We start from the raw sequence: 18,426 nt of genomic DNA, 5'->3' as shown, positions 1-18,426 counted from the left end.
GCCGCCGAATGAATGGTGGCCCAGAAGGGATTGACGAACGAAGATGGACATTCAAGAAGGATTTATGCCGTTTGGCGAGTACCAAACCTATTACCGCGTGGTCGGCGACTTACAGGCTGGGCCAACGCCCTTGTTACTGTTGCACGGCGGACCGGGGTCGACGCACAATTATTTTGAAGCGTTTGATCAGCTGGCGGCAAAGACCGGGCGACCAATTGTGATGTATGACCAGTTGGGTTGTGGGCAGTCTTCTATGCCGGCAGACGACAGCCTGTGGCAGGCGTCAACTTGGGTGGCAGAATTGCAGGCATTGCGGGACTACTTGGATCTGAAACGCGTCCACTTGCTCGGCCAATCCTGGGGTGGCATGCTGGCCATTATTTACCTGTGCGACCACCAGCCAGTGGGGATTCAAAGCTTGATTCTAGCCAGTACACTTTCTTCGGCCAAGCTCTGGCAACAGGAACAGCACCGGATGATTCGCTTCATGACTTCAGCGGACCAGGCGGCAATTGCCCAAGCTGAGGCCAGTGGCGACTATACGCAGCCAGCCTATTTGGCAGCGAATGACCGGTACATGCTGGCCCATGCAGCTGGCCCCGTCACAGCCGATTCACCTGAATTCTTGCGGCGGCCTAAGTGTTCCGGTACCGCGGCCTACAACGTGGCTTGGGGACCGAACGAGTACTGTCCAACTGGGACGCTGCGGGCTTATGATTACACGACCAAGCTGGCGGAAATTACCACGCCAACATTGGTGACTAGTGGGACCAACGATTTGAGTACACCACTAGTTGCCAAGACAATGGTCGATCACCTGCCGCATGCAGAGTGGTCGCTGTTTGCCCACAGCCGGCACATGGCCTTCATTGATGAACCGACTGCTTATTTTGAACGGTTGACGCGGTGGTTGGCGGCTCATGATTAGGTGAATGAGGTTAGCTAAGCAATCGAGAACTTTCGGTATCATTCAGGTCAAGTTGATACCGAAAAGAGTGAAACGAGTCATAAAAAATGCGTTGTCCGCCGTATTAAGTGGACAACGCATTTTTGAGTGGCTTATTTGCCAGGGTTGAAGTTAACGATTGTAAATGGTTTGGCTGAACGGTAAATAGCGTGTTTCTGCTTGGCGTGGGTGTAGACAACCAAACTGTGCTTGCCGAGAACATCAGGGTACCAGAGCAAAGCCTGCTTGTGTTTATACGTTGCTGGCCGGAGTATACCTGATTTGAAATCTTCGGCGCTAGGAAGATAATATTGGTAACGATACCAGCCGTGCGTGACAGTTCTAAAGTCGACGCGGCCAGATTGGAACGATTTCTTGGCTAACTTGATGGTCTGCCGTTTATGATTTTTGGTAGTTTCAATTACGGCTGTTTTGGTAAAAGTTAGTTTAACGTTCTTCTTGAGCTTCTTGTTGTAAGCGTACCAGGTGCCACGAACGGACTTGGGAACTTGGTGCATGAGCTTCATCTTTGGCGTAAAGACACCATAGAGGTTAATAGTTTTGGCCTGAGCTGGTGCCGGTTGACCAACTACCAGTAGCCCGAGTGCGGTGGCCAGCGTTAAAGCGATGGGTGCAAGTTTTTTCATGGATAAACTGCCTCCTAAATATGTAGGTAATGCGAAATGTCTGACAGTTTAACTGTAGCGGTGTGGGGTAGCCGTTTCTAGGGTGGATAGTAAGGTGTTCTGCAACAGAAAAGCTGATAGCAAAAAAAACTAATTGGATTAATTGTTTGACACGAAAAGTATCAATGTGCGTAGCAGCGATGTCTATCGTTGACAAATACGTGTAACACGTGTAAAGTTATTCTTGTCAGGAGGTATCGTGCACATGCCGATGACGCAAAAAGAAATGGTTAAGTTCCTGAAGGTCCATGGTTGGATTAAAACATCTGGTGGTAAGGGTTCACACATCAAGATGTCCAAGCCCGGCAAGCGACCAATAATGATTCCACACGGTGAGCTTAATAAGTACACTGAGCGTGGTATCAAAAAAGAAGCCGGGCTTAAATAGACGGGTTCTTTTTGTTTAAAAATATAAAGGAGGGTGCGCCCATGTTAGTGAGTTACCCGGCATTATTTTATTATGATCAGACTGAAAAAGAGCCATTTTTTGTGACATTTCCAGATTTTGAAAATTCAGCGACCCAGGGTAAAAGCGTTGCTGATGCAATGGCAATGGCGGCAGATTGGTTAGGATTGACAATTGCGGATGAGATTGAAAATAATCGTGAGCTTCCTAAGCCCTCGGCAATCTCGACATTATCTTTGGCACAGGATAATCCGTTCCCAGATGAATTACACTATGATGCGAGTGCTTCATTTGTGTCGATGGTTCTGGTAAATTTAGATGGTTATTTGGATGGTAATGTTAGTGTGAAGAAGACGCTGACGATTCCGAAATGGGCGAACCAATTGGGGAATGAGTTAAAACTGAATTTTTCACAAACGTTAACTGATGCGATTGCCGCTCAAAAATTGCCGAAGGATGCGCAATGAAAATTAAGCAAATAAAAAACCAGCAACGGCCAGTATTCGGCGTTGCTGGTTTATTTAGTTATTGCGTTAAATTTTCCGGTTAGCCTTCGTTGACCTTACCCATTTTCCGTAGGCTTGGAATCGTTAGCATGACCGTGAAACTGATGATGTAGAGCACGGACAGGAAGCCCATGACGACGGTCAGCGTGTAGTGATCCATCAGAAAGCCGATTACGACTGAGGAGAAGCCCCCGACTGCCCGGCCGACGTTAACGATGACGTTGTTGGCCGTCGAGCGAATTTCCGTGGGGTAGAGTCGGCTAATGACCGCGCCGTACCCTCCAAACATCCCGTTGGAGAAGAACCCGATGATGGCCCCCGCCAGGATCAGGGTCAGTTGGTTAAAGGCCAGAGTAATGCTGAAGACGGCGATGGCGGAGGCAATCAGGAAGATGCCAAATGCCCGCCGGGGACCGAAGTAGTCGAGAATGGACCCGAACGTCATCATCCCAACGCTCATGCCGAGGATAGTGGCAATCATCCAGACGGAAGAGCCGGAGACCGTTAAGCCCAGCTTTTGTTGCATGATGGCCGGCAGCCAGTTCATCAGACCAAAGTAGCCGGCAATCTGTACGATAACCATGACCATCAACGCTAGCGTTTGGTAGGCCAGCTGTGGCGTCTTGAACAGGGCGCGAATCTGAACCGGTTTGCGTTCGGACTTGGGTGCGCGTTGTTCGGCCAAAAATTCATCACTTTCCCGCAGGTGACGCCGGATGAAGTAGGTCAAAGCGACGGGAACCAGGCCGAGGACGAACAGGGCCTTCCAACCCAACGTTGGAATAATCATGGCGGCGGCAACCGCGGCGAGAATGGCGCCCATCTGTCCGCCAATGGCGGCAACCGAGGTCATCTTCCCAATCTTGTCACGAGAGAAGCTCTCAGCAATCAGCGTGATGCCGACACCATACTCCCCACCGGCCCCAACACCGGCCAGAAACCGGAAGATGTAGATCCAGGTGATGTTGCTAGCAAAGGCCATGGCAGCCGTTGCGAAGGCAAAGATAAAGATGGTGTGGGAGAAGATGCGGACCCGGCCGTAGCGGTCGGCCAAAATGCCGAATAAAACGCCACCCGCCAGCATACCCAGGTTGGTAATTGATGAGATCAACCCGGCTTGCGCACCGCTAATGTGTAGGTCAGCGATGATTGAGGATAGGGCAAAGGATAAAAACATAACGTCCATATTTTCCAAGGCGAATCCTGCTGAGGTTGAGGCAATCGTCCACTTCTGGTGCTTACTGAGCGCGTGGTTCTGCGTCGTGGTTTCCATATATTCAGTTCCTCCAAAATGAATGTTCACTGACATTCGTTATTTTTGCCGGTTACCCGGGCGTTGGCAATATTATGGCATGCTCGTCAGGAAAAAGCAACCGTTAATCCGGATATTAAATTAATTATACGGGTTTACCGATTGCTAAATAATTAGGAAGAAAAATTATTTTGGACATGGTTAAGCGGAAATTTATTTTCTTAGGTAAACCGTCTAACCTAAAATTCGCGGTTGACGGTCGGTGATTTATCAGCTAAACTCATTACAAACAACAGTTAACTTAGCCCTGTGAGACTAAAACGACGAACGGTATGCCCCCCAGAAACGCTGGCAGTGGGCCTAAATCCGGCTAGTCCAACACGGGGCTAGCCGGATTTTTTTCTGGAGAAAGGAACAAGACATGCGACCAGTCATTGTGGCACTAGATTTTGAAAATCAGCAGGTAGTGACCGACTTCTTAGATCAATTTCCAGAATCGGAACCGGTGATGGTCAAGGTGGGGATGGAATTGTTCTATGAAGCGGGTCCTAGCATTTTACGAACATTACGTGAACGGGGCCGCCAGATTTTTCTTGATTTGAAACTCTACGATATTCCCCATACCGTTGAGCAAGCCATGCGTCAACTGGGTCGACAGGGTGTGGCGATGGTCACGGTCCATGCGGCCGGCGGGGCGGCAATGTTAGCGGCAGCGCGTCGGGGGTTGGACCAAGGGAGTCAGGCTGCTGGCGTGGCCCCGGCCAAGTTATTAGCCATCACCCAACTGACCTCGACCACCGAAGCCCAAATGCAGACCGAACAGCTGGTGACCGCCGACCTGCCAACAACCGTCGCACACCTGGCCCAACTCGCCCAAGCAAACGGGGCGGATGGCGTGATTTCTTCGGCACTGGAAGACCCGGCGATTCATGCGGCCACGAGTTCGGACTTTCTCTGCATCAACCCGGGTATCCGGTTAGCCACCGACGCAGCCGATGATCAAAAGCGGGTCGTCACGCCAGCTAGAGCGGCCGCACTGGGCAGTAATGGCCTGGTCGTGGGCCGGTCCATTACCCAGGCAGCGGACCCGGTCGCGGCGTATCACCAAGTCTTGACGGAATGGGAGCGAGGAAAATGATGACTTTAACAGATAAAATTGCAGCGGACCTCTTGCACATCGGTGCGGTGACGCTAGCACCCAACGACCCATTCCTATGGGCGAGTGGGATGCAGGCCCCCATTTACACGGATAACCGGCAGACGATTGCCTACCCGGAAGTCCGTGCAGCCATCGCGGATGGGCTGGCAGCGTTGATTCAGGAAAAATACCCGACGGCGACCGTCATTGGTGGCGTGGCGACGGCGGGAATCCCGCATGCGGCCCTGGTGGCCGACCGACTGGCCTTACCAATGAATTATGTGCGGTCAAAACCCAAGGATCATGGGCGGGGCAAACAAATCGAAGGGCAGCTAACACCAACCGACCAAGTCGTCTTGATCGACGATTTAATCTCGACTGGGGGCAGTGTGTTGGCCGCAGCCAAGTCGGTTCAAGCCGCAGGCGCCACAGTCCTGGGGGTTATGGCAATCTTTTCCTATGAGTTACCCGACAGTGTCGTGAATTTTCAGGCGGCGGGCTTGACCCTGACGCCCCTGACCACGTACAGTGCGTTGATTGACGTGGCCCGGTCCGAGGGTGATATGACCCCAGCCGAGTTTGCCTCACTTCAACAGTGGCGCGAAGATCCGTGGGGCTGGCCCGGTGACTAATGTTTCATGTGAAACAGCGAAAAAAGTCTAAACGAAAAGCAGTGATTTCCCAACAACTCGGGTAAATCACTGCTTTTTTAGGCCAATTAGGCCGCTGCTTTAATCAGTTTTAAGGGGTTTTTCCACGAATGTGCGTGGGGATTCTGCCAGTCATTTTGGGCACTGACCCAGCTCTTGTGGTTGGTGACGCCCAGGTGTAGATGACCGGTCGCCTGAGTCGCAATGACCTGACCGACCTTGACCGTATCGCCGACGTGCACGGTATGGGTCGGGTGATCCATCGCAAATTCTTGGTAGATAACCTGATCCCCGTTTGCGGACTCGGTGACCACGACGTCCTTGCCCAGTCCTAAAGGATAGGCGTCGGTCACGCCGCGCTTCGTGGGGTTACCCACGAAAATCACTTCACCAGCGTGGACGGCACGAATTTTACTGCCAACCCCTGCGTTGAAGTCCACGCCGTCATGCCAGGGGGAGTCCGCCAGGTCACGGTCGCCGAAGGTTGAGGTGACGTGTTGACCACCCGTGTAAGGCCAGCCCCACTCAGCCGTTTGCTTGGCTGGTTGGGTGGTTTCCGCTGTCTTAGGCGTTGTGCTGGCTGCCGCTGTGGTTGCGGTCGTGAGGGCTAACTTATGGGTTGGCTTTTCACCAGCCGCAGTCGCCTTTGCTGGGAAATAAGCGACCCGCTTCGGTTGACTGGTTGCCCGCTCAGTTGGCGTATTAGCAATCGTTAGGGTTTCCGCTTCCGCCGTGCGGTCAGCGAAGAGGGGCAGGGTCAAGAGGACGCCTAACAGTAGCAGGAGCGGAATGGCCCCCACGAGTAATTGACGTTGATAGCGATTTTTTAATGAACGTAAATGATTATATTTTTGATTCAGAGACGACATTGTTTTGGGGACCACCTTTTTTCCGTAATAGAAAGATTGTACCAGTGTTTTGCGGTTTATGCATTAACAAATTGTGAAGATTTTGATTGTCGCGGGGACATAAAATCTGAAATTAGGCGGTCAAAGTCTGGCTAATTGGGCTTCTTTAGAACGTGTGAATAGTTAGTGTGGGGTTGAAAATAGTCAAAATAAAAGGATCAACCGGAGAAATTGACTCCGATTGATCCTTTTTGCTAAATTTCAGAAATATCCATTTCGTTGAGTCGTCCGTGTCGCCGTGCATAGAACAGAATGCCCATCGCCGAAAAGGCTAAGGCAATGACGAGTAAGACCAACATATTGGGAAGCGCCGAGTTGCCAATCATCAGCGTTTCTCGTAGGCCCGCGACCGAGTAGCTCATCGGCAGGTACGGGTGAATGGCCTGGAAGAAGCCGTTGGTCATCTGGAGCGGGTAGGTGCCGGCCGACCCACCGAGCTGCAGCACCAGGAGCACCATGCTGAAGAAGGCACCGGGCTTGCCGAGGGTCAGATTTAGCCAGTAGACGATACTCATGAAGGCCGCCCCGGTGATCAAGAGCATCAGCAGGGTTGCCCACGGATGAATCGGATTCAGGCCGTCAATGATTGCGAGCAGGCCGGTCATGAAGAGCGCTTCGCCGAGCACAAAGGCACTCATGATGGAGGCCTTCCCCAGCCACCAACGCCAGCCACTCCGCGGGTATTTCCGGGGCGTGTACATATCAAACATCAAGTTAAACGCCAGCGCGCCTACGAAGAGGGAAACAGACATCATGTAAGGGGCCATGCCCGTGCCGTTGTCCGGCGCATCATCGTGATCGGTGTGCGTGGTCGTGGTTGGCTGGGCAAATTGACGGTAGGTTAACTGAGACGGGTGTACCGCAGCCCGCTGACCAGCCTGATTCAGCGAGGTCGCCAGCTTGGTGGTGCCGGCCTGAACCGTCGCTGCGCCGCTGGTTGCCTGAGTAGCCCCGGTGGCCAATTTGCCAGCACCGGTCGTGACCTGCGTCGTGCCCGTGGTGGCGGTTTGTAGCGCGGTGGTCAGTTGCGGACCACTGGTCGCCAGGGTGGTGAGCCCGGTTGTCAGGGTCGTGGCCCCGTCGGCAAGTTGGGTGACGCCCTGGGTCAGTTGTGGTGTCTGGCCGTTCAGGTTGGCAAGACCATTGGCGAGGGTGGTGGCCCCCGTGGTCAGGCTAGCGTTCTTGGCGGTTAGCTGGTGGGTCCCGGTCGCTAGGTGGGTGCTCCCGGTGGCGAGCTGGTGAGTGCCGGTAGTCAGTTGGCTGCCCTGAGTCGTGAGCTGCGCTGTCCCACTAGCGAGTTGCGTGGCCCCGGTGGCCAGCTGATCGACACTACTGGTCAGCGTCGGTGTGCTAGCCTGTAGCGCTTGCAAGCCCGTATTGAGCGTCGTCAGGGCTTGATTTGCCTGTTGGAGACCGCTAGTCAGCGTTTGGGCATTGGTCGTCAAAGTGGTGAGGCCATTGCTGAGCTTAGATTGTGCGCTGGCCGCCGCGGTTAAGCCACTTTGCAGGTCACTGAGGGTGCTGGCTTGGGACCCGAGACTGTCGAGATCATTGCCGAGTTGTTTGGCGGCGGTTTGGACGGCGGTGACCGCGGTGTTGTCGCCGGTGTCGCTGACGGCTTTGACCATGGCAGCCTTCTGGGTGGCGCTTAAATTCTGCGCGTCGGCCGCCGCGGCCACCTTGCGTTGCAGAGCCGTGTGGTCATCGGCGCTGGCAAGGGTGGTGAGTGCCGTCTGGAGGGCGGTCGCATCGGCTTTAACGGCGGTGGTGCTCTGAGCACTGGTGGCTAATTTGCTAGCGGCGGTTTTTAACGCGGTCTGCTGGCTTTGCGAGCTACTGAGGCCGGCTTGAATCTGCTTGAGGCCACTGGTCAGCGCGGCACTTCCCGTGGTCAGTTTGGCAAAATTCGTGCCCAGAGCCTGGCTACCGCTCGCCAGTTGGTCGACGCTGCTGCTGAGTTGCTGGGTGCTGCCGTTCAACGTGGTTAGGTGGCGGCTAAGGTTTTGGGCGCCGGCATTGACGGTCGTGACGCCGTTCATGTATCGTCTGGTGCCGGCCTGAACGCGGTGACTACCGCTGGCAAGCTGTTCTGCCGCAGTATTGATGTGGTTCGCGCCCGCCGTGTAGGCGGTTACGCCGCTACTGAGTTGCTGACCGCCACTGGCAAGCTGCTGGCTGGCGGTAATCAGGCGATGGGACCGGCTTAGCAGTTGGTCAAGGCCGGTCGTCAGTTGTTGGCTACCGGTTTGGGCCTGCTTGACGCCCGTGACGTATTGACTAAGCTTGCTGGTCAGGGTGTGCTCGCCGTTGGTTAGTTTGACGGAACTGGCGGCGAGGGTGTTCAGTCCCTGGGCAATCTGGCGGTCGGCGGCGGTCAACTTTTGACTCCCCGTCGCGAGCTGGTGGCTCCCCGTGCCAGCGGTGGTCAGGCCGTGACCCAGACGTTGGATGTCGGTAAATAGTGTGCGGGCATACGTTCGCGTGACCTGGTTGCCCACGGTCTGTGCGGCGGACTGGGCTGCTGAGGCCGTCATCTTGGAAGCCGTAAAATTGTGGCCGGCACTGGTCTGGTAGTGGAGCACCATTTGCTGAGGCGTTTTAGCCATTAAGGTGGTCGCGTTGTGGGAAAAGTTGTGGGGAATCGTCACAATCATGTAGTACTTCCCGGTGGTCAGACCGTGTTGCGCGGTGGCTTCGTTAGCCACTGGCGTAAATCTCATGGCGTCGGAGGTCTTCAGATTCTGAGTTAGGTCGTGGCCGGCCGTCAAGCGTTTCCCCTGATAGGTGACCGGTTGGTCCTGATTGACCACGGCCACGGGGAGGTCGGCGAGTTTGCCGTACGGGTCCCACATCGATTTCAAAAAAGTGACGGCGTAGATGGACGGAATCAACATGATGACCACCAACACCACCAATAGTAATTTGTGCTTAAATAAATATCGCCATTCTGCGTGAATCATCGGCGACGCCCCCAATCTGTGGTATCCTGTGGGCAAGGATATGCCTCACATGTGGCTAAAGGATACCGAGTCGGCCGGGAGTCGTCCACAACAGATGGGACCACTTTGTGGATTAAGCCGCACTTTCGCCACAACTGGGGTCTAACGGGAGGGATTCGATGACGGATAGGCGAGTTGTGAGAACTAACCAAGCGCTGCGAGCGGCGTTCAGAAAGCTGGCGCAGCAGTATCGGTTTCGTGAAATTACGGTCCAACAGCTGACGGCGGAGGCCAATATTAACCGCAAAACTTTTTACCTACATTTTGACTCGATTGATGATTTAGCGGATAGTTTTACCGCGGAAATTGCCGACCAATTGTTGGGACTTCTCTTGCGGGAGCCCGCCAACCATGATCCCTTCCAACACCCAGGCGTTTGGTTCGATCGACTGAGTGCGTACTTTGATGAGGCGCCGACATTTTATACGTTTATTTTGACGTCGGACGACTACAGTTTCCTATCACGGCGGGTCAAGCACCGGGTCGCGGCGGGCTTGGCGGCTGATTTCCAACAGGATTATCAGCTGAGTGCGACCGATGCCAAGTTAGGCGTGAATTTCTTGATTGATAGCACACTGACCCTCTTTCGGCTATACATCACCAAGCAATTGGGTATCTCGAAGGCGGAGTTCCGCCAGCGAATGGTGACGCTGAATCTGCAGGGGATGCAAGGGTTCTTGGCGTTGACCGGCGGCAAGTAGGCGGAATGGTCAGGTTTGGGGAAGCCACTTTACTATCGCGGTTTTATTGACAGCCAGTCGGTGATTGCCGCAGTATACTGTCAGCAATCACGAATAGGGGGATGAGCGCATGACTTCCAAGTTTATGACGGTCCACGCAAAGGCTTGGCACTTCGGATTAGCTGTTGGCGTTGTCATCTTAGGTATCGTCGGGATTTATCTGGCCCGGGAACAGGTGGCCCAGATCATCAGTGAAAGCGTTAAGGGGTACTTAGTAGGGAGTCGTTGAACCAATATTTTGGCAAATGAAAGAGGCCGTGGGCAAATTGTCCACGGCCTCTTTTTTACTTTTGATAGATGAAAACTAAGGATGTTGCGGTCGACCGGTCTGGCGCAAAGGCCCAGTCGGGATGGTCAAAGGCGGTGACGTCGGCCGCGGTCTGGGCATTGTGTTCCGCCAGGTACCGGACCATTTCGCCGCGGGCCATCTTAGCGAGCGTGGCCTTGGTCACTAATTTGCCGTTGACCAAGCTCCCAAAGACCACGGTGATCAGCTGCTCGGGGTGCTGCAGGTAGGGTGTGATGGTCTTGGCGTATTCCTGCGAGGCCAGGTTGATGATGGGCCCCGGGCCGGTGACCAGCGCGCGGTACAGGCGGTCGCCCCAGAAATCGTACAGGTTATGGGTGCCCGCGACCTGCAGCTTCGATTGCATTTCCAACCGGTAGGGCACGACGCCATCAAATGGGCGCAGAATGCCGTAGAATCCAGAGAGAATGCGCAGGTTGTCGCGGACGTAGGCCAATGCCGGTGCGGTGAAAAGGTCGGGGGCCATGTATTGGTATTGAATCCCAGAGAAGGCCAAGAGAGCGGGCGTCAACTGGCGTTTTAGGTCGAGTTCCTGAAGCCACTGAAAGTTGGGACGGGCCAGCTTATCGCTACAGTGCCACAGGGCCTTGGCCGCGGGGTAGTCGAGTTGCCGGAGCTGTTCCAAAATCTCTTGCGTTTGCGTCAGGTACTGGGGGAGTGCGTCAATTCCAAAGGTATCGGGATCGACGACCATCTTCTTGGCGGGAGCGATGATGATTTTCATGGGGAACCTTCTTTCAAAACGGGATTAGCCAGTGATTGATTACTGATAGTAAGTATACTGCAGTGAATCACCTATCTGACATCATATTCAGCATTACGCTTTGCGTGAGCGATAAAGTCTTGGACTAATTTTTCATTGCTGGTGAAGTGGTCGGTGTAGAAGCGTTCATCCTGTTCGTTGTAACGGGCGAGTAGGGTATCGGCATCCGTGTTTGTAATAGCTTAGAAAAATCGCTGAGAATAGGGCGATGTTGTCGTTATTTTGGTTATCACACGTGGTCTTGATTGCCGCGTTGTCGGTCAATTTGAGTCATGAATTTAACTGTTTTATAGCCCGTTGATTGGGACGTGTTGCCTTAGTAAGTGCAAACATTATCCTTTCATGGAACATGTCTGACCCTAGGCGCTTGCGCCTTGATTTTAGATTTAATTTCAAAAAAAACAGTCCACATTTGCTCACTTTTCGTTAGCGTTAATTGAGTTAAATGTTTTCAGATTTCATGTTGGCTTAACTTTTAAGTTGCTAATTGAACATACGCTATTACAAATAACATTATAATCAAATTGTAGATTACAGATTTAACACTTGAAGAAGATGAAGAAATGAAATTGACTTTTAATAAAAACTTTTATAAAACGTGGGCGTTTTGGCTAAATCTTGGACTTGTTATATTAATAATTTGGCCTGTATTTAAAGGTGAAGCCATACAATCAACTATTTCAAATTGGTTAATCTTAGGAATTGGAGTTTTTGGAACATTACGCAGTTTAGCAAAATCTCCCCAAAAAGGTGCATAGGAATACACACCCAAGGTTAACTTTCTATGCACATAATCAGTTTTCTTAAACGATTTTATTCTCGTCACCAACATTGATATTAATCGAACGGGAAAAGCTCAGGTATCGACATTCAAGTTTACTGTGTTGCCAATTGGCCATGACATATTTGCACTAGCTCACTAGCTCAGCTTGATTTCGTTTTAATTGAAATTTATTATGATTATTTCATTAAAAACGTTTGATGATTGTTACGTTACTGCTTATTCCAAGCCGTCCCCAGACTATTCGAGACTGTTGACGCAGGTCTGCTGTTGTCGTGGGTCAGTGCCTTTGCATTCACAAAGGCGAACGTGGAATTTTGTTGAAAATTCAATATCCACAAAGTGACCGCCTGATCGTACAGCACAATTAAATTGTCTCATTGGTTATTAAACACGGGATTGTCAGTAGCTCAAGAAACATCCAATACCTAAGCTGTTACATATGAATAATACTCGAGAAACTAGTTTTGTTGACTGAATGACGATAAAATGGGTGGATTAGTTGCAAAATCAACTAATTTACGGTTAGCAATCTCTGAATAATTTGTCGCACAAAAAAACAGTCTCGCGTTCTACTCGAGACTGCTTGTGGTGAGGTGCGGCGACCTTCGGAATGCTTGCGCACCGATCGCGTACCCCCACCGTGGTTTGGCACCACGAGTAGTATCGCACGTGGTTGCGGGTGAGTCAAGCGAAAATTTATCGCTGTTTCACGTGGAACATTTGCAAGCTTAAGCCTTACCGATAACCTTTAAGCCAGAGCTGGTCCCCAGACGAGAAGCGCCGGCGTCAATCATGGCTTCGGCTTCTTCTTTAGAGTGCACACCACCGGAGGCCTTGACCTTGATGCGGTCGCCCACGCCCTTCTTCATTAAGACAACGTCCTTAACACTGGCGCCACGGGTCGAGAAGCCGGTTGAGGTCTTCACAAATTCGGCCCCGGCGTTAGCAACCAGTTCGGACGCCTGCATGATCTCTTCGTCGCTCAGCAGAGCCGTTTCGATGATCACTTTGGCCAGTTTATTGTGGGCGTGAGCGGCGTCGATAACGGCCTTGAGGTCCGCGGTGACGGCATCTAAATGGCCACTCTTGAATTCACCAATGTTCATGACCACGTCAATTTCGTCGACGCCATCTTGAACAGCCTGTAAGACTTCGGCAACCTTGATAGCCGTGGTGTTCGCGCCCAAAGGAAACCCAATCACCGTGTCCGTATTGACGTCGGTGTCGGCCAATTGCTTGTGGGCGTAAGCGACCCAGTAGGGATTGATCATGACGGAGCGGAAGTTGTTTTCCTTGGCCTCGCGAACGATGCGATCAATGTCCGTTTGCGTGGCTTCGGGTGCCAGTAAGGTGTGGTCGATGGTACGATTTAAATTTTCCATGTGAATGTCCTCTTTTCGTGTTTGTCTAATTGACAGTCTTAATCTAACACGTTTCCTTACAAATGTAAAATACTATTTTTAACAAATGTAAAGTGTGGTAAAATAGAGACACGTATTTAGTCCGGTCAAAATAACTATCAGGAGGCACCCACATGGCATTGTCTAAGAAACAAATCGAACGGCTCATCGCGGTCAGCCGGTACTACTATCAGGATGATCTCAGCCAACAGGAGATTGCCCAGAAGATGAACCTGTCGCGGCCAACGGTGTCCAAGTCCCTTCAGCTAGCCCGCGAGAATCAGATCGTCACCATTAAGATTCAGGACCCGTTTGAAAATACCGCGGTCATCCGCGAGCAACTTCAGGAAAAGTATCACCTGAAGGATGTGGTGATTGCCGAGCAGGCCAACTACGATGAACAGGGCATCTTGGAACAACTCGGTGCCGTCACGGCGGATTATTTGGACCGTATCGTGACGGATGGTGTCACCATTGGCATTAACTGGGGGCGGACCATGGAGGCCGTGGCCAATCACCTACACCCGAGCCACAACCGCGATGTACAGCTGGTGCAGCTCAAGGGGAGCGTGACCAACGCCAGCGAAACCAACTATTCAGCCGATATTACGCAGAAATTTAATCGGGCCTTTCACACGCAGGCGAGCCTCCTACCGTTGCCAATTATCTTTGGTGACGCGCAGGTCAAGCAGCTGGCGATGCAGGATCAATTTATCAGTCAGGTCGTCGCCAAGGGAAATGCCGCGGACATCGCGCTGTATACGGTCGGCACGACGCGGCCAACCGCGATGCTGTTTCAGTCGGGGTATCTCGACGCGGACCAGATCACGCAGTTGCGCACCGCATCCGTGGGGGACGTGCTCTCCCACTACATCACGGCCGACGGGGCATTGGCGGCGCCGGACCTGGATGCCCGGACGGTCGCCATCTCGCTGGAGCAGTTGGCCAAGAAACGCTACGCCATTTTAGTCGCGGGCGGTCAGGCCAAACTGCAGTCGATTCACGCCGCATTGGTCGGGGGTCACGCCAACGTGTTGATCGTGGATCAGGCGGTGGCGAAGTCTTTGCTGGTGTTGTAGCAATTAATTGGATAATAAAAGGGGTCACAACTTGGATTTCAGTTGTGGCCCATCTTTGCGTAGCACTTAAGTTTTACAGATTAACGCTTAAAAATCGTGGCGCCATAAGTTTCATTGCCTGTGTAGTTGCCGGCGAGATTAGGCGTGTGTTTCTGAATGATATCGAAATGTGACTTGCTAAAAATCTTGATTTTGACGAGTGCAGAATGTTTCTTGGCATAGTGCAGGCGACCATAGTAAGTGGTGGCGGTGTGCTTCTTTAACCCACTGAAATGCCAGTGGTAGCGCAGGTTAGTCCCCTTGACCTTGATGGTGAAGTGGTTCCCCTTGAACGTCGTCTTGTCGTGGAAGCCGCCTTGGCTGCCGTCAGTTAGGCGATACCAGGTGTGGCTACGGATGGTCCGAGGCAGCGTCGTACTTTTCGCGTTGGCCGTCGTGGGGATGCCAAGTGGGACGAGGGTGATGAGCGCAAGACCGGTGATAGCTAGATGGGTTAGTTTCATTTTTAAGAGGCTCCTTTAGCTAGGCTGATGATTGATTGTGTAGTGCCAACCTTTATTATTCATGTAGGTTGTGTAGGTCCAGACGTTGTAAGGCGCTTGACCATAACCGCCGTGATCGTTGGACGGGTCAAACTCTCCAAGAGTCCAGTGCTTATGGCCGTTGAGGTAGCGCCAACTAGGCTTGATCAAGTAAACGTCGTCGCTTTCACGGGCGCCAAATTCGTACCAACCATTATGGTGGCGAACGTAGTAATACTTTGCAGCAATTTTAGCATGTTTCCATTTGCCGTTACGTTTGGTTTTGGTGGCAAAATGGACGCTATGTTTGGAAAAATGTAGACGTTTATAGCCCCATTTACCGGTGCCAGTATAGGCATTCTGATAAGAATACCTATACTTATGGTTCCGAAGGGTCTTACTATTGGTGTAGAGCTTCGTCTTGGCACTAGCGGTGGTGCTAGGCGCCAGCGCCACTAACCCCGTGAGGACGGCGCTGATGGCCAAAGTTGAATAAACAATCTTTTTCATAATGAATCCCCTTTCATATGTCTCCAGTATACGAGTGTGAGGCGACGTTTCAAGGGGAGGTTGCACGGGTGGATGGCGTGTCGATTGCACTAGAAATAAGCAAGCTTATAATCTGATATATAGCGAATCTATAAGTGTGAATATAAGCAAATTTATAGGACATATCACTGTTATTTTCGTTAGTGCTATGCTGTAATAGATTTGCTAGAAGTTCCAACAGGCATTCGGGGAGGTCGAGTGAAAATGAAGGCAAAGTGGTTAGTCATCTTAGCAATTATCTTTTCTGTGGTGGTTGGGCTGGAGGTCGCCACGTCAATGGAGCACGCCCGCGCAGCCAAGCCGCAACAGACGCTGCGGACGTTTCCACAGGCGTTGCGCGGGACCTGGTACCGGTACGAATATCACCGGTACCGGCGGATTCAGATATCTGCGCGCAGTCTCAATGATGACGGCTTTAAGGCCGGAACTCACGCAAAAAAGTTGCCGTTAAAGATGTCCGCGGCGCAACGCCGAGCCCATCCAACCTGGCTCATTGCCTATCCGGTGCGCTACCAGCACGGACGTTGGACGCGGGTGACCGGCTGGAATACCTGGGACGGTCATGGCGGGTACTTCCGTCAAATCCAACAGCGCGTTGGTGGAAAGTGGCTGCCCCTCCTCGAGATTCAGAGCGGGGCACAGTTGAAGACTGATGGGGTCGCCTTCCAAAGCAAACGGCTGGCTAAACGATATGCCAATTTAAAAATTAATAACTAATATATTATTATTAATAATTAAATGAGCCTGGAGAAAATTCCAGACTCATTTTTGATGTTCTTATTTATATGACCGAAACGTGCGACAAAAGGCAGCCAGTTCCGCTTAAAACGGCTAACCGTTTTTTGCCATTAATACCACCAACGCGGATAGGTCGGGTCAGACGCCCGCCAAACGGCATCTTCGCCAAACCAATCGTACGGCGAGGTTTCCAGGTAGATGGGCTGCCGGAAGAGCTTGATCAAGCCCCACATGAGAAACGGGAGGAACAAGATGAACGTGACCCGATCCCAGTTTGGGCCGGTTTTAACCGTTTTGACCTTGGCGATGTGCTTGCTGATGAAGGGCTGGTAGCGGTTGAAGACGGCCATGGTCGCGGCCGCGGTGCCGACCTTGTTCGGCAGGTGCCAGGTCAGAAAGGTCTTATTGAGGTCAGAAACACTGTGATAGAGGTCTTCTGAGGGATAGATGACCGTATGCCAGCCATTGTCCGGGTAGACCAGGATAAATGAGATTCGTTGTTGCAACCGCTGTTGCCGTTGGATGACGGCAATCTGGTGGTCGCCATCAGTCGTTTTGCCGGCTAACTGTTGTTGGGCTAATCGGTGTAAAACGCGGTCGCCCAGCTCATTTCCCGCGGTGTTAAAGGGATCCTGGTAGTCAAAACCGGCGAGGGGCGTGCTGAGGTGGCTGTAGGTGTAGACCCAAAGTTGCGGCTGGTGGCGGGTCTGGGCCCACTGATGATTGATTCGTCTAATCTCGCTTTTCTGCTGGGGGGATAACAGGTTCGCCTGGTCCCGCACGACCGGAGCCGCTTGGGCGTTCAGTAGCCCGCAGATTCCGGCAATGGCCGTGAACCAGATGATCAACAGTGTTTTGATCTTACCCATCACGCTCGCCTCTTCACTTATTCTGACACCATTATAGCATGGCGCTGGTGATGTATAATAGATAGGTGAGATTTTTTAGATGAGGTGAGTTTTTGAAAAAATTAGCACCCTTGTTTGTCGGGTTAGGCGCGGTGAGCTTTGGGATTCCAGCATCATTATTTAAAATTGCGGCGCGTGAAGGCGTGGTCAACGGACCGCTCCTGTTCTGGTCGTTTCTAAGTGCCGTCATTATTCTCGGCGTGATTCATTTTGCGCGGCGGCAGTGGCTGCGGTATCAGCACACCAATTGGAAACAGATTGGGCTGGTGATTGCGGCGGGTACAGCTTCCGGGTTTACCAATACGTTCTATATCCAGTCGTTGAAATTAATTCCGGTGGCGGCCGCGGCCGTCATGTTGATGCAGGCCGTTTGGTTGTCCGTTCTACTGGGCGCGGTGATTCACCGGCAATGGCCGTCACGGGTCCAGGTACTGAGCATTGTCCTGGTTCTGATAGGGACGGTCCTGGCGGCGGGACTCTTCCCGATTACGCAGGCGCTGTCGCCACTGGGGCTGTTCTTCAGCTTCCTAGCGGCGTGCGCGTACGCCTGCACCATGCAGTTTACGGCCAGTCTGGGCAATAACTTGGATGCCTTGAGCAAGACCTGGCTGTTATGTATTGGGGCATTCATTCTGATTTCCATCGTCTGGGGACCGCAGATTGTGACGGCCAAAGTGACCGGCAATACCATTTTGTGGGGCGTGTTGATTGCCCTGTTCTCGATGGTCTTTCCGCTGGTGGCCTACTCCATCTTTATGCCGTACTTGGAGCTAGGAATTGGCCCAATCCTGTCGTCACTAGAATTGCCATCATCCATCACGGTGGCCTTTATCCTGTTGGGTGAGACGGTCGATTGGCCCCAAATCGTAGGGGTACTGGTCATCATTGGCGCGGTAATTTTACCAAACGTTTGGAGCATGCGGCGCCGAGGTCAAATTAATTAAAAGTGTTTCACGTGAAACAAAAGGTCGTCTGAATTTTTTTCAGACGACCTTTTCGTTTTGAGTCAAGTCATTGGGACTAACCGCGGTAGTGGTGGTTCGATGGGTCAGGACCACACTAGCCGTGGCGCCCAGAATCAAAATAGCAAGAATGATCTTAAGGATTCGTTTCATGAGGGCCGCCCTTCTTTGGCAGTGAGTATAC

Annotated in this window: 21 protein-coding genes; 11 read left to right on the top strand and 10 right to left on the bottom strand. The window is 52.1% G+C overall.

What is annotated here, in order from left to right:
- Window positions 1-43: 43 nt before the first annotated feature.
- Complete coding sequence (gene pepI / locus JUF13_RS06345) at window positions 44-928, top strand: proline iminopeptidase (RefSeq protein ID WP_203638556.1); 885 nt, start codon at window positions 44-46, stop codon at window positions 926-928.
- A 131-nt stretch (window positions 929-1,059) separates the two neighbouring features.
- On the opposite strand, the gene JUF13_RS06340 is transcribed toward pepI, so the two are convergent.
- Window positions 1,060-1,593: a hypothetical protein gene (locus JUF13_RS06340; RefSeq protein ID WP_203638554.1), complete on the bottom strand. Its 534-nt coding sequence runs from the start codon at window positions 1,591-1,593 to the stop codon at window positions 1,060-1,062.
- Window positions 1,594-1,837: 244 nt separating this feature from the next.
- Here JUF13_RS06340 and JUF13_RS06335 point away from each other — a divergent pair, with 244 nt between their 5' ends.
- Window positions 1,838-2,020, top strand: a complete 183-nt coding sequence (locus tag JUF13_RS06335; protein WP_203638552.1) for a type II toxin-antitoxin system HicA family toxin — start codon at window positions 1,838-1,840, stop codon at window positions 2,018-2,020.
- Window positions 2,021-2,061: 41 nt separating this feature from the next.
- Window positions 2,062-2,505, top strand: a complete 444-nt coding sequence (locus tag JUF13_RS06330; RefSeq protein WP_203638550.1) for a type II toxin-antitoxin system HicB family antitoxin — start codon at window positions 2,062-2,064, stop codon at window positions 2,503-2,505.
- A gap of 79 nt (window positions 2,506-2,584) precedes the next feature.
- On the opposite strand, the gene JUF13_RS06325 is transcribed toward JUF13_RS06330, so the two are convergent.
- Window positions 2,585-3,817 (bottom strand): MFS transporter, encoded by a 1,233-nt coding sequence (locus JUF13_RS06325; RefSeq protein WP_203638548.1) that lies wholly within the window; start codon window positions 3,815-3,817, stop codon window positions 2,585-2,587.
- Window positions 3,818-4,217: 400 nt separating this feature from the next.
- On the opposite strand from JUF13_RS06325, the gene pyrF reads away from it, so the two are divergent.
- Both pyrF and pyrE read left to right on the top strand, forming a co-directional pair.
- Complete coding sequence (gene pyrF / locus JUF13_RS06320) at window positions 4,218-4,934, top strand: orotidine-5'-phosphate decarboxylase (protein WP_203638546.1); 717 nt, start codon at window positions 4,218-4,220, stop codon at window positions 4,932-4,934.
- Window positions 4,931-5,566: an orotate phosphoribosyltransferase gene (gene pyrE, locus JUF13_RS06315; RefSeq protein ID WP_203638544.1), complete on the top strand. Its 636-nt coding sequence runs from the start codon at window positions 4,931-4,933 to the stop codon at window positions 5,564-5,566. Before pyrF ends, pyrE begins: the two co-directional genes overlap by 4 nt.
- Window positions 5,567-5,652: 86 nt before the next feature.
- Here pyrE and JUF13_RS06310 read toward each other — a convergent pair whose 3' ends face one another.
- Entirely contained in the window at window positions 5,653-6,453 is an 801-nt protein-coding gene (locus JUF13_RS06310) for a M23 family metallopeptidase (protein ID WP_203638542.1), read from the bottom strand.
- Window positions 6,454-6,686: 233 nt separating this feature from the next.
- Window positions 6,687-9,452 (bottom strand): YhgE/Pip domain-containing protein, encoded by a 2,766-nt coding sequence (locus JUF13_RS06305; protein ID WP_203638540.1) that lies wholly within the window; start codon window positions 9,450-9,452, stop codon window positions 6,687-6,689.
- Between the two features lie 158 nt (window positions 9,453-9,610).
- On the opposite strand from JUF13_RS06305, the gene JUF13_RS06300 reads away from it, so the two are divergent.
- Window positions 9,611-10,192: a TetR/AcrR family transcriptional regulator gene (locus JUF13_RS06300; RefSeq protein ID WP_203638538.1), complete on the top strand. Its 582-nt coding sequence runs from the start codon at window positions 9,611-9,613 to the stop codon at window positions 10,190-10,192.
- A gap of 109 nt (window positions 10,193-10,301) precedes the next feature.
- Window positions 10,302-10,460, top strand: coding sequence for a hypothetical protein (locus JUF13_RS06295; protein ID WP_203638536.1), 159 nt, complete (start codon window positions 10,302-10,304; stop codon window positions 10,458-10,460).
- Between the two features lie 55 nt (window positions 10,461-10,515).
- On the opposite strand, the gene yaaA is transcribed toward JUF13_RS06295, so the two are convergent.
- Entirely contained in the window at window positions 10,516-11,262 is a 747-nt protein-coding gene (gene yaaA / locus JUF13_RS06290) for a peroxide stress protein YaaA (protein WP_203638534.1), read from the bottom strand.
- A 602-nt stretch (window positions 11,263-11,864) separates the two neighbouring features.
- Between yaaA and JUF13_RS06285 the strand changes: the two genes are divergently transcribed.
- The gene (locus tag JUF13_RS06285; protein WP_203638532.1) at window positions 11,865-12,059 is read left to right on the top strand and encodes a hypothetical protein; all 195 of its coding nucleotides are present in this window, start codon (window positions 11,865-11,867) and stop codon (window positions 12,057-12,059) included.
- Between the two features lie 754 nt (window positions 12,060-12,813).
- Here the strand turns inward: JUF13_RS06285 and deoC are convergent.
- Window positions 12,814-13,467: a deoxyribose-phosphate aldolase gene (deoC, locus tag JUF13_RS06280; protein WP_203638530.1), complete on the bottom strand. Its 654-nt coding sequence runs from the start codon at window positions 13,465-13,467 to the stop codon at window positions 12,814-12,816.
- Between the two features lie 152 nt (window positions 13,468-13,619).
- Here deoC and JUF13_RS06275 point away from each other — a divergent pair, with 152 nt between their 5' ends.
- Window positions 13,620-14,564, top strand: coding sequence for a sugar-binding transcriptional regulator (locus JUF13_RS06275; RefSeq protein WP_203638528.1), 945 nt, complete (start codon window positions 13,620-13,622; stop codon window positions 14,562-14,564).
- An 80-nt stretch (window positions 14,565-14,644) separates the two neighbouring features.
- Here JUF13_RS06275 and JUF13_RS06270 read toward each other — a convergent pair whose 3' ends face one another.
- Both JUF13_RS06270 and JUF13_RS06265 read right to left on the bottom strand, forming a co-directional pair.
- Window positions 14,645-15,067, bottom strand: coding sequence for a hypothetical protein (locus tag JUF13_RS06270; protein WP_203638526.1), 423 nt, complete (start codon window positions 15,065-15,067; stop codon window positions 14,645-14,647).
- A 15-nt stretch (window positions 15,068-15,082) separates the two neighbouring features.
- Complete coding sequence (locus JUF13_RS06265; protein ID WP_203638524.1) at window positions 15,083-15,595, bottom strand: hypothetical protein; 513 nt, start codon at window positions 15,593-15,595, stop codon at window positions 15,083-15,085.
- A gap of 243 nt (window positions 15,596-15,838) precedes the next feature.
- Here JUF13_RS06265 and JUF13_RS06260 point away from each other — a divergent pair, with 243 nt between their 5' ends.
- Window positions 15,839-16,351 carry a hypothetical protein gene (locus JUF13_RS06260; protein WP_203638522.1) on the top strand — a complete coding sequence of 171 codons (513 nt, stop codon included), beginning with the start codon at window positions 15,839-15,841 and terminating at the stop codon, window positions 16,349-16,351.
- Window positions 16,352-16,482: 131 nt separating this feature from the next.
- Here JUF13_RS06260 and JUF13_RS06255 read toward each other — a convergent pair whose 3' ends face one another.
- Window positions 16,483-17,241, bottom strand: coding sequence for a hypothetical protein (locus tag JUF13_RS06255; protein WP_203638520.1), 759 nt, complete (start codon window positions 17,239-17,241; stop codon window positions 16,483-16,485).
- A 92-nt stretch (window positions 17,242-17,333) separates the two neighbouring features.
- Between JUF13_RS06255 and JUF13_RS06250 the strand changes: the two genes are divergently transcribed.
- Window positions 17,334-18,224, top strand: coding sequence for an EamA family transporter (locus tag JUF13_RS06250; RefSeq protein WP_203638518.1), 891 nt, complete (start codon window positions 17,334-17,336; stop codon window positions 18,222-18,224).
- A 39-nt stretch (window positions 18,225-18,263) separates the two neighbouring features.
- Here the strand turns inward: JUF13_RS06250 and JUF13_RS14495 are convergent, their stop codons facing one another.
- Window positions 18,264-18,395, bottom strand: coding sequence for a hypothetical protein (locus tag JUF13_RS14495; RefSeq protein WP_263972798.1), 132 nt, complete (start codon window positions 18,393-18,395; stop codon window positions 18,264-18,266).
- Window positions 18,396-18,426 lie beyond the last annotated feature (31 nt).

The sequence above is a fragment of the Levilactobacillus wangkuiensis genome, from assembly GCF_016861605.1.
Classification (GTDB): domain Bacteria; phylum Bacillota; class Bacilli; order Lactobacillales; family Lactobacillaceae; genus Levilactobacillus; species Levilactobacillus wangkuiensis.
The sequence above is the reverse complement of the archived record's forward strand: the minus strand, read 5'-3'. Positions and strand labels throughout refer to the sequence as shown.